Source organism: Candidatus Omnitrophota bacterium, assembly GCA_018894435.1.
Lineage (GTDB): Bacteria > Omnitrophota > Gorgyraeia > JAHIPI01 > JAHIPI01 > JAHIPI01.
Window position 1 is genome coordinate 1 of the sequence record JAHIPI010000086.1, and the last position, 9961, is coordinate 9961.

Consider the following 9961-nt stretch of genomic DNA (forward strand, 5'->3'; position numbering starts at 1 on the left):
CTCCTCCTCCCCCCTCAAAAGAGGCCAAAAATAGGCCTTTTTGAGGAAATCGGAGAAGTTCTCCGACGACAAAACGGCAGGAGGTAGAAAATAGAAGCGATTTTAAATTCTCCGACGGAGAAATAGTTTCGTGACAGCCACAATCTATAATGGAAGGAGGTGAATAATTTGAAGAAAGTGTTAGTGTTGGTTGGTTTAGTTTTGTGCTTGGTTCTTCTGAGCTCGACATCTTCATGGGCCGGTATTCTGCTGTTTGACGGCACATTTAAATGGAGAGAGGGCGGTACTGTAGTTATCGACCAAACGAACGCCCCAGACATAAAAGTCTGGACTGTGGGGAATCCTGTGGGATTAGATCTGATTCAAATTTTCCAAAAAGATTTTATCCTGACGGCAGTTGACAAGGATGTTATATTGAATCCTTCATGGCTTGGGCTTACTAAGTTTACATGGGGTGTGGTTAACGATAACTATTCTGAGCCGATTTATTCTTTCCATATCGCAAACGCCAATTGGAAAAATGTTGCTTTCGGCATCGCAAACGCCAATTGGAACGTTGAAATAAAGGATGGTTACTATAATATATGGACAGATACCGATCCCCTATATGGCACTGAGCGTGTAGACTTCTGGGTAGTGAATAATTCTCCGGGAGTTGCGTTTACGGCAGCTGCTATTGATGGTGCAGATGGCGAGTGGCAAGACGGTGAAGGATTTTGGATTGTTTCAAGTCCAGTTCCCGAACCGAGCAGTATGATCATGTTAGGCATTGGCTTAATCGGCCTTGCCGGCAGGAGGTTTAAAAAGAAGGTTAGAGCATAAGCCTTTATTGGACGGGATTGCTTCGCCCCTTCGGGGCTCGCAATGACGTACAGGGAAGGCATGCTCGAACCTAGTAAGCATGCTTATGTGGCTAGAGCGCAGTGCCGTAAAAGCGTTGTGCTCTTCCACCGGACTTATAATTTTATACCTACTTTTAGTGACGGATTAAAAAACTGAAAGCAAAAAGGAGCAGGAAAGATAGATAGTTGGCCTAAAATGGCAGAAGATTTTGCTTATAACAGGGTAGCGATACTAATGAAAATCGCTGCCCTTTATTCTTATTTTCTTGCTTTTTAGAACCTTTATACTATAATAGTTGACTAATTATGAAGAAAATCAGTGTAAGACATATCTGGATAAATACATTCGGGCTTATCGTAAAAAAGCCGGTCATCATTCTGCCATTTTTCATCATAGCATTTCTGGAAGCCTTGACGTTGGAGTTGGTCTATTTTTCCGGCAGGAATCCGCTTGCCATCATAGTAGGGCCGATCGTCAAAAAGTTTTTCGGGGAGGGCTTTACCCATTATCCGTATTGCATATATGCTATACCGCGCGTTTTCAATTTCCTGCAGATCGTTATATACGTATTGGCGGGCACGTTATTGACCGCCATTTCTATCAATATCTTCAAAAATGTTAAAGCGGGTTTGCCGCTAAAGCAAAACGCGCTTTTAAAGAATGGCATATCAAGGTACGGAGCATTTGTAGCGCTTGGTATTATAATGGTTCTGATCATGCTGCTCCTTGAGAAGGCAGGCGGATTCGCATTTTCTAAATTTACTAATCTCAGCATAAAATATCTGCCGGCAGTGGTTATGAAAATATATCCGCTTGTATTTGCCGCTTTACTTTTTCTGGCTAACGCGATCACGCAGACATTTTTTATAGCAACGCTTCCTTTAATGGTGATGGATAAAAAGCCCCTTTTAAAGGCATTGCTGCAAAGCGTGCTTTTGGGCCTGCGCAATTTTAAAACCGTTTTCATATTGGTATTTCTGCCGTTTTTGCTCTATTTTCCTATAACGCTTCTTAAGGGGCTGTCCGTACAATTGGCGGGCAAGATGTTTCCCGAGATAATTTTACTTATATTGCTGCTCGGTGTTTTAGCTACGCCTTTTGTAGAATGCTTTGTTTTTATATCCATTGCGCAGTTTTTGCTCGAGAAAGGCGAACGTAAAGAAAAATGAAGAAGACAGTTTTAATATTAATATCTATACTGGTGGCCGTATACATCGCGCTTACGCTATTTTCGGTAGATAATGAGTATGTCGCGGAAAAGATGCTTTATCGGGCGGCGAAGACGAACGAAAAGATCACCGCTAATCCCGATGTGGTCCCGCCTTCCATGCGCGATTTTGTGGAAAAGAGCCTCCAGAAGATATTGGAAAAGTATCCTGAGACCGATGCCGCCAAAGCTACGCGTTTCGCGCTGGCGGAGTTTTACATATATAATAAGAAATACGATAAAGCGCTGCCTGTTTTAGATACCATAATAAGCGCCAAGGATGCGGATAAGATGACCCTCAGCAGGGCATATTTCGTGAAAGGCAATGTCTACGAGCGGCAGAATCAGTGGGATAAGGCGCTGGCAGAGTACGCTATTTTGAGAGACAAATACAACGATACTCCCCTTGGCATGCAGATCCCCATATACATAGGTAACTATTACATAGGTAAGGGGGATGACGAAAGGGCGGACAGGGCCTTCAGGGAAGCGGCGGCTTTTTACGATAAGATAGCCCGCGAAAACAAAGGCAAGGTCATGGGATATACCGCGCTGTCATTAATGCGCGATATATATATAAAATCAAAAGAGTATAGACGGGCAGGCAATGTTATAGAAGAGATACTTGAGGACTACAAGGCGGAGATTGCCATGATCCAGCAATTGCCATATGTTGAACTGGTGTTCGAAAAATCGCTCAAAGAGCCCGAAAAGGCGCTGGAGATATACAAATTTGTCCGGGATAACACAAAAAACGATAATTTAAAAAAGCTACTGGATAAAAAGATAGACGATATGTCCAAAAAAGAGACGGAAGACGGCAAAAAGCGTTAGGCAAACAAAATTGTGCTTTTTTTCCTTGACGAACCGTGACAGACTATGATACAATCCAAAGCCCTGATAAGTAAAGTGAATCCCGAGAATAAAAGAAAGTCGAATGTTTCTTCGGGGGGCACGGGGCAGTATAGGCGTATAAAGTCGATAGGGAAGATATCTACCGATCTAATAGGCGATATGTATACCCCCATTGACTCTGTAAACCGCTTTATAAACCTTGCTATTCACACTATTGGGGAAGATGCGCAGACGAGGCATTTTCTGCTTGAGTCAAAAGAGGGCATACGAAAGATGTCTGACCTTTTACGCAGGCTTGATAAATACGCTAAGAAGTTGGAAAACGAATTTAAGGATATATCGAAATGATTGATTCTAATAGGATATTGATAGCTAACGGCGATAAGCTGCTGCAAAGGTCTCTTTATGAAATGTTGTGCCGCCAGGGGTACAGAGTAGATATGGCGGAGGCCCTGCAGGAGGCAATGGAGCGCCTGAATGAAATCAAGCACGATGTCGTCATAATGGACCTGCACGATCATGATAATGCAGGCCACCTTGAAACAATAGACAAAATAGCAAGCCATTCCAAGGTCATAGTCCTTACTTCGCAGAGAGGCCTCGAATTTGCCGTAGGCACCACAAAAAGAGGCGCCTTTGACTGTCTGGTAAAACCCGTAGAAGACAAAAAGATCATATCCGCCATAGAACGCGCTTTATCAAGCGGCAAAACCGGAGAGGTTTCGGTAAGGCCTGTGACGCAAAAGTCCGATATGTACCACGGCCTTGTAGGTTCAAGCCAGCCGATGAAAGATATATATTCCATCGTTGAGCGCATAGCAAATTCCAGGGCCACGGTGCTTTTATGCGGCGAGAGCGGCACCGGAAAACGCCTTATAGCCCACGCTCTCCACAAAGCCGATAAAAAGAGGAAGAACAAGCCTTTTGTAGAAATTTCGTGCGGAGGGCTTCCGAGAGAAATAATAGAGAGCGAACTCTTCGGCCATACCAAGGGCGCTTTTACAGGAGCAATAAATGACCGCAAAGGCCGTTTCGAGCTGGCCGACGGCGGCACGATACTTTTGGACGATATCGATTGCCTTACATTGGACCTGCAGGTAAAACTGCTCAGGGCGATTCAGCATAAAGAATTTGAAAGAGTCGGCGACAATAAGACCGTAAAAGTCGATGTGCGTATTATCGCCTCTACCAACCAGGACATGGAAAAGGCGATTGCCGAAAAGAAATTCAGGGAAGACTTGTATTACAGGCTAAACGTAATCTCTATACATATTCCGCCCCTCAGAAGCCGAAGGGAAGACATCCCGCTTTTAGTAAACCATTTTATCAATATATTCGCGGCGGAGAACCACAAACAGATAAAAACCATTTCGCCGGAGATACTGCAGGTTTTGGTAAATTATAACTGGCCGGGAAATATCCGCCAGCTGGAAAATATAGTAGAACGCGCGGTAATTTTAGATACCGACAATATTATAGGAAGAGAAGACCTGCCGGATATTATTTTAAATAATACTTCATACGCCGGCCTCGTCACCGGGAAAGATATTGAAACAGACGATGCTTCCACTTTAAAGGGCGCGCTCGAGGAGCCGGAAAGAGTGTATATATTGCGCGCGTTAGAGGAGGTTGATTGGAATAAAAATAAAGCGGCGAGAAAGCTGGGCGTCAATAGGACCACGCTTTATAATAAATTGAGAAAATATAATATCGTGCCCAGCGAACAGAAGAAATAAGAATTCATTCATATTTTATGCTTAATAAAGATTTAGAAGTTCAAGAACTGGTGAATCTTGAATATTGGCAGAAAGTCCAGGATTTATTTGCGGATGCTTTTGATATAACTTTACGGACTTTAACAGCCGAACATACCCCCATCACTACCGCCAGCCGGTCCAAGAAGCTTGGTTCCCTTATACATGATACAAAAAGATCCCCCGAAAAACCCGCGGAAATCATCGATCTTAAATGCTCATTCGATTTAGACGTGTTTATTATTCCCATCAAGATTATAAATAATATGGCTGCCGCCTACATTGTCGCCGGGCCGGTTCGGCTTAGCGGCAAAAGAGATTTTTCCGATTACACCAAAGAGGCCGAAAAATTGGGTATTGGCCCGGACGAACTGGTGGATATGCTGGTAGAAATAAAAACCCTCACCTATAATGAGATATATTCCATAACCAAATTGCTTGAAACCGTTTTTTCCAATATGGCCCAAACGGCCTACCATAAAAAGAGACTTGGCGAGATAGCGCCGGAAGTCGCTGCGATGGACCCCATATTTTCAAGGTATTATGAAGAAAAGATCCTAAGCGCGCTGCTTAACGCCTGCACGCTTCTTTTGGATGCTGACTCAGGCTCAGTTATGACCGTGGATAGAAAAACAAATACTCTCGGCATAAAGGTATCTTCAAAGCTGGACGAAAGCGCAAAATCCAGCGCTAATATAAAAATGGGAGAAGGCATAGCGGGCCTCGCGGCCGCGACTTCTCAGGCGATAATCCTGCCAAAAGATGAAACAAGAAAAAAGCTTTCCGGAAAACTGACACGTTCGTATATAAAATCTTCCATGATTGTGCCGTTTGAAAAAGGCGGCAAGAATCATCAGGTATACGGCGTTATCAACCTCAACATACTGCGTAAAAACAGGGATTTTTCGGAAAGAGACATTGCCATGGTCCGCGAATTGATAAAACTCGCCAGCGTAGCTCTTACTCCGATTTCAGGGGAATGAAAATGGCTACAGAATCTTCGAGCATTACTGCCCATAACAGGCAGATTACTGCCGCGCACATGTCTATTGCGGGGGCAGCGCTTATCTTTTTAATATCTTTCACAGTGGGCATTATTGCAGATTCAATAACTCTTTTGTTGGACGCGGCCGCAAGTTTAGTTATATTATTGGTGGCCTTTTTTGTCCGCACAATAATAAAGAAGATAGACAGCCCTCCCGACCATATGTTTAACTTCGGGTACGCAAAGTACGAACCGTTTACCGTAGCGTTGCAAAATATAGCGATAATAGTTACCTGCCTTTTTGCTCTAAAAGTCGCGATTCAGGATATCATACATCCCGACGAAGTGACGATCTACATCATACCGGTTATAGCGAGTTTTGTTTCCGGCATATTGGCTCTTCTTTTGGGATTTTATATGAGAGATGTTGCCGTGCGCACCAACTCACGCGTATTAAGAACTTCGGGAATGTACTGGTTCAGCGACAGCATGTTATCTTTTGCTATGTGCGGCGGGTTTTTATTCGGCTGGCTGATGCGGAAAGAGGGTTATGTAAATATCGCCATTTATGTAGACCCTGTTATGGCTATTATTCTTTCTCTTTTCCTCATGAAACTGCCGACGAAGAATATTACGGCAAACCTCCTTGAATTGCTGGATGCTGTGCCGCCGAAAGAGATACGGGACCTAATAAACAAAATTGCCGAAAAGCATAAAATGCATTCTTTCGGGATAAACCGCATGCGCACCAGAAAAGCAGGCAAAAAGACATTTATGGATATATGTTTTGTAGTCCGCGATAATCTGACCATGAAAGAAGCGAGCGCGATAGCGGCAGATTTTGAGCGCGACCTTGCCGCCGAACTGCCCCATTGCGATATAGTGGTCCATTTTAAACACTCAGACAAGAGAGAGGCCTAATATATGAAAAGGGACATGGTCCATGTTATCAGTGAGTTGAGAGAGCACCTTCCTTACAGCATATTCAGCGTTGCCGCGGGAATGATATTTTTGGGGATCCTCACTTCTATGGCAAATATTTTGGGCGTAAGCAATATTTCAGAACCGTCCGAAGAGCTTTTTCATGTTTTCCATCCCGTGCACCTTCTTTTTAGCGCCACGGCGACCACTGCCATGTTCTGGCGGCACGACAAGCGCGTTTTAAAAGCGGCGGTCATAGGATTTGTGGGGTCGGTAGGCATATGCGGTATAAGCGATGTATTTATGCCGTTTATCTCGGGCCTTCTTTTAGGCGTGAAGATGCATCTTCACATATGCATAATAGAGCATCCGGGCCTGATTGTGCCCTTTGTATTGACGGGCATATTAGCCGGTTTTCTTATTTCGGACAAGACGCAAAAAAGCACTATATTATCCCATGCCGCCCACGTACTTGTGAGCAGCATGGCTTCTATATTTTACCTCGTAGCTTTCGGACTCACCGATTGGCTCCATGTAGCCGGCATGGTATTCGTATATATGGTCTTGGCCGTAATAATCCCGTGCTGCACATCGGACATCGTCTTCCCATTGCTCTTCGCTAAGGGGCACGCGCATGAAACCCATGGACGAAAAGACTAAAAAGATAATTTTCGCGTGGAGCGGCGGGAAGGACAGCGCCATGGCCCTTCACGAACTGCAAAAGAATAAAAATTACGAAATATCCACACTGCTTACCACGATAACAGAAGATTATGACAGGATAAGCATGCATGGCGTGCGGCGTTTACTACTTGAACGGCAGGCTGTGTCACTGGGGTTTCCGCTTGAGAAAGTGCCTATTACGAAGAGCTCGTCCAATGAAGACTATGAATCAAAAATGGCCGACGTGCTCGCCCGCTATAAAAAAATAGGCGTATCCTCTGTGGCTTTTGGCGATATTTTTCTAGAGGACATTAGAAAATATCGCGAAGACAAGATGTCTTTGGCAGGCATGGCCGCAATTTTTCCAATATGGAAGAGCGATACAAAAGAACTTGCGCATAAGTTTATAGATTTGGGATTTAAGGCGGTTATTACCTGCGTCGATTCAAAGATGCTGGATGGGACTTTTGCCGGCAGGATATTTGACAGGCAGTTTGTAGCGGACCTGCCGCTGGGAGTTGACCCCTGCGGCGAAAACGGCGAATTCCACACTTTTGTTTACGACGGCCCGATATTCCGGGAGCCGGTGCGATTCCAAAAAGGCGAAGTAATCCTGCGCGACAACCGCTTCTGGTATTGTGACTTATTACTCTCAGTTTACTAAAAAACCTCCCAGAGGTATAAATCTAAAACTAAAAATAACGATAAAAAATAAGCCTTGACAATAATGTTCACTTAATATATAATGTTCACTAATTAGTGAACAATCAAAAGGAGTGAACATTATGAATAATCCCACAAATGGAAAGAATATTTTTGCTGATAAGGCTACTTTTATCTTGCGGAAAATGCTGTCTAGTCCGGGTAAGAAGTGGGTAACACGTGATTTTACAGGTGAGAATGGGGTGAGCCTTGGCATGGCTCAAGGGGTTCTTGAGGCCATGACAAAAAAGGGCTATATCGAAAGAGTTAAGCGTGGACCTGATAGTTACGCACTTCTTACAAATACACGCGAATTGGTCGAAGATTGGGTAGCGGTGTATCAATTTGAATTAAACGATATCCATACGTATTATTCGGCTGATAAGAGCATCTCACCAAAGCTTAAAGATTGTTTAAAAGATAAACAATACGCGTTTACACTTCATTCCGGGGCAAACCTGATAACATCTTTTGTGGTGACTGATCAGGTTTATGTGTATTTTTCTCCTGAAAACTGGAAAAAAGAACTTCTCGATTTAAGGCAACAGATGGATTTAAAAGAGCTTGTTAGAGGCGGGAATATTCATATCATCCGTCCCTTTTATAAAAACAGCGCGTTTTACAATACTCAAATGATTAAAGGCTACAAGGTTGTTTCCAACCTACAACTTTACTTGGACCTCTATAATTTTAAACCTCGGGGAAAAGAGCATGCCGAATATTTAAAGCAAAGTTTAAAGGAAAAGGGGAAGGATTTATATGAATCTTGAGAAAATCGAAGCCGTATTTTTCAATGTGCTTGAAGATATCAGCGATTATCTTCCGGATCTCACGCTTGTAGGTGGATGGATGCCTTATATTTACTCAAATTTTCTTTGGAAGACAAGCGTTCGAAATCCTGTGACCACAGTTGATATAGATTTTGGCGTGGATCAAACTATTACCGGAGATTATTCAAAGACGATTTTTGAAACGCTTTCTTCTCTGGATTACAAAGAACGTCATCCGAAGATGGACAGGCTGTTTCCTGTCGTGCTGTATAAAGAAAAGGTCCCGGTAGAGTTTATTACTTATCCTACTGTTGATATTAAGGCAATCGAGAGGATGGTTGGCCAGCAAATTCAGATAAACAAAATCGACAAATTCGATTTTCTCTTAAAGCACCGGATTCCAGTAAACATTCAGGCCAAGAAAAAGAACAAAAGCTATACTTTGAATTGTCCAAAACCGTCGGCTTTTTTGTATCACAAGGGAGCGACTTTTATAGATAGGGAGAACAAGGAAAAGCAAGCCAAAGATTTGTATTATATGTACTTCATTTTACGGTACGCCCCTGACATTGGTGAGATTTTGAAAGAAGTAACCCAGTATAGAGAAAAAGGACATTTAACGAACATTGCGGATAATGTAAATAAATTCTTTGAACGGGTATCAAGCCAGGGCTGTCTTTTAATCGAACAGGAGAACGGTTCCGATGAATACATCCATGACGTGCGGCAAGACATATTCGATAGATTTAAAGGCTTAAGAGAAGCATTGCAAAGGAAAAGAAAATAAAAACAGCGAGAGGGGCCGAGTCAGGGGTCAATTCGTAACCCATTATGGTACAAGAAATTAAAGCAAAAAAAATCTACATCAGGACCTTCGGCTGGCCTTTTGTTTCGGCTTTACAATGTTCTTTTTTCGTTCTTTAAAATTCAATGAACTAATGCACCGCTCGCTTGGGCGGGCTGCGTTTGTGGTGTATGCACCGTTCGCCCTCGCTGGGGCTCGGGCTCACTCCACGCTCGCTTGGTCGCTCGCTTAGCGGTAATGCAAGGGTTCGATTCGGCTTTTCGTGTTTGGCGAATTTTGGGTGGGGGCAAAATTCGCCAAACACTTTGCGTCCTCTTCCTCGCAAAAATCCTAAATAAAGAAGCCCTTTTTATATTGCGGCGGCCAAAAAATTTTTAAAAGGTGTTGATTTTTGCTCAGTCGAGTCCGCCCCCGCCTGCAACTTAATCAAGGAGTTGCAGGCGGGGAAGCCGAATC

General features: G+C 43.4%; 11 protein-coding genes. All 11 read left to right on the forward strand.

The window, feature by feature from the left end; all coding sequences use genetic code 11:
- Positions 1–168: 168 nt before the first annotated feature.
- The 11 genes from KKI13_07295 to KKI13_07345 all read left to right on the forward strand — a co-directional run bounded on the left by KKI13_07295 (position 169) and on the right by KKI13_07345 (position 9487).
- The gene (locus tag KKI13_07295) at positions 169–822 is read left to right on the forward strand and encodes a PEP-CTERM sorting domain-containing protein (GenBank protein MBU4488845.1); all 654 of its coding nucleotides are present in this window, start codon (positions 169–171) and stop codon (positions 820–822) included.
- A 326-nt stretch (positions 823–1148) separates the two neighbouring features.
- Positions 1149–2012 carry a hypothetical protein gene (locus tag KKI13_07300; GenBank protein MBU4488846.1) on the forward strand — a complete coding sequence of 288 codons (864 nt, stop codon included), beginning with the start codon at positions 1149–1151 and terminating at the stop codon, positions 2010–2012.
- Positions 2009–2884, forward strand: a complete 876-nt coding sequence (locus KKI13_07305; GenBank protein ID MBU4488847.1) for a hypothetical protein — start codon at positions 2009–2011, stop codon at positions 2882–2884. Before KKI13_07300 ends, KKI13_07305 begins: the two co-directional genes overlap by 4 nt.
- 45 nt (positions 2885–2929) lie before the next feature.
- Positions 2930–3253 carry a hypothetical protein gene (locus tag KKI13_07310; GenBank protein ID MBU4488848.1) on the forward strand — a complete coding sequence of 108 codons (324 nt, stop codon included), beginning with the start codon at positions 2930–2932 and terminating at the stop codon, positions 3251–3253.
- Positions 3250–4641: a sigma-54 dependent transcriptional regulator gene (locus KKI13_07315; protein ID MBU4488849.1), complete on the forward strand. Its 1392-nt coding sequence runs from the start codon at positions 3250–3252 to the stop codon at positions 4639–4641. The genes KKI13_07310 and KKI13_07315 overlap by 4 nt, the downstream gene beginning before the upstream one ends.
- Positions 4642–4658: 17 nt before the next feature.
- A complete protein-coding gene (locus KKI13_07320) occupies positions 4659–5642 on the forward strand; it encodes a PocR ligand-binding domain-containing protein (protein MBU4488850.1) in 984 nt (327 codons plus the stop codon).
- 2 nt (positions 5643–5644) lie between these two features.
- Positions 5645–6565, forward strand: a complete 921-nt coding sequence (locus tag KKI13_07325) for a cation diffusion facilitator family transporter (GenBank protein MBU4488851.1) — start codon at positions 5645–5647, stop codon at positions 6563–6565.
- A gap of 3 nt (positions 6566–6568) precedes the next feature.
- Complete coding sequence (locus KKI13_07330) at positions 6569–7225, forward strand: hypothetical protein (GenBank protein MBU4488852.1); 657 nt, start codon at positions 6569–6571, stop codon at positions 7223–7225.
- Positions 7200–7892, forward strand: a complete 693-nt coding sequence (locus KKI13_07335) for a diphthine--ammonia ligase (GenBank protein MBU4488853.1) — start codon at positions 7200–7202, stop codon at positions 7890–7892. Before KKI13_07330 ends, KKI13_07335 begins: the two co-directional genes overlap by 26 nt.
- Positions 7893–8013: 121 nt before the next feature.
- Positions 8014–8700 carry a type IV toxin-antitoxin system AbiEi family antitoxin gene (locus KKI13_07340; GenBank protein ID MBU4488854.1) on the forward strand — a complete coding sequence of 229 codons (687 nt, stop codon included), beginning with the start codon at positions 8014–8016 and terminating at the stop codon, positions 8698–8700.
- The gene (locus KKI13_07345) at positions 8690–9487 is read left to right on the forward strand and encodes a hypothetical protein (protein ID MBU4488855.1); all 798 of its coding nucleotides are present in this window, start codon (positions 8690–8692) and stop codon (positions 9485–9487) included. Before KKI13_07340 ends, KKI13_07345 begins: the two co-directional genes overlap by 11 nt.
- The last annotated feature ends 474 nt before the right edge of the window (positions 9488–9961 follow it).

Excerpts from the sequence above, each read along its gene's own strand:
- KKI13_07300 (MBU4488846.1), top strand. The coding sequence starts at position 1,149 with ATGAAGAAAATCAGTGTAAGACATATCTGGATAAATACATTCGGGCTT.
- KKI13_07340 (MBU4488854.1), top strand. The coding sequence starts at position 8,014 with ATGAATAATCCCACAAATGGAAAGAATATTTTTGCTGATAAGGCTACT.
- KKI13_07315 (MBU4488849.1), top strand. The coding sequence starts at position 3,250 with ATGATTGATTCTAATAGGATATTGATAGCTAACGGCGATAAGCTGCTG.
- KKI13_07305 (MBU4488847.1), top strand. The coding sequence starts at position 2,009 with ATGAAGAAGACAGTTTTAATATTAATATCTATACTGGTGGCCGTATAC.
- KKI13_07335 (MBU4488853.1), top strand. The coding sequence starts at position 7,200 with ATGAAACCCATGGACGAAAAGACTAAAAAGATAATTTTCGCGTGGAGC.
- KKI13_07330 (MBU4488852.1), top strand. The coding sequence starts at position 6,569 with ATGAAAAGGGACATGGTCCATGTTATCAGTGAGTTGAGAGAGCACCTT.
- KKI13_07320 (MBU4488850.1), top strand. The coding sequence starts at position 4,659 with ATGCTTAATAAAGATTTAGAAGTTCAAGAACTGGTGAATCTTGAATAT.
- KKI13_07310 (MBU4488848.1), top strand. The coding sequence starts at position 2,930 with ATGATACAATCCAAAGCCCTGATAAGTAAAGTGAATCCCGAGAATAAA.
- KKI13_07345 (MBU4488855.1), top strand. The coding sequence starts at position 8,690 with ATGAATCTTGAGAAAATCGAAGCCGTATTTTTCAATGTGCTTGAAGAT.
- KKI13_07325 (MBU4488851.1), top strand. The coding sequence starts at position 5,645 with ATGGCTACAGAATCTTCGAGCATTACTGCCCATAACAGGCAGATTACT.